Genomic DNA, 430 nt, shown 5'->3' with positions numbered 1-430 from the left:
CGGCACGCATTGCTCTAGACCGAGCCATTGCCAACTTACCTGCCAACGCCCTCATCAGGTTTAGGTTTGCCTTTGGCAGCAATGCCGACAACCCTCCGGGTAGCAAATATCAGGGAGTGACTTTTGATAACTTCGAACTTCGTAACCGCAACCGCACAGCATTGTTGGAGTATTTTACCAACCAAGGCATAGCAAACGCTGCTGCCAAAAGCACAGCACTAGCTCAGGCAATGAGTACCAATAGTGGTGACGAAATCGTGAGTATTCATTACCACACCAGTTTCCCCACGGTAGATGAGTTCAACAACGAAAACTCTAAAGACCCCAGTGGTAGGGCTTTGCATTACGGTTTACGCAACGTACCCGCTACGGTGGTAAACGGCAGGGTGAAAGATTCCTTGTCAGTGACCCAACTCAAAGACAGCCTACT

General features: G+C 49.5%; 1 protein-coding gene. It reads left to right on the top strand.

What is annotated here, in order from left to right; all coding sequences use genetic code 11:
* Positions 1-430: hypothetical protein (locus tag Q0954_RS34515; protein ID WP_299466788.1), on the top strand; the 430-nt coding region annotated here is incomplete at both ends.

Origin of the sequence: uncultured Microscilla sp. (genome assembly GCF_947493425.1) — a bacterium.
Taxonomy (GTDB): domain Bacteria; phylum Bacteroidota; class Bacteroidia; order Cytophagales; family Microscillaceae; genus Microscilla.
This window is presented reverse-complemented; position numbering and strand designations above follow the sequence as displayed.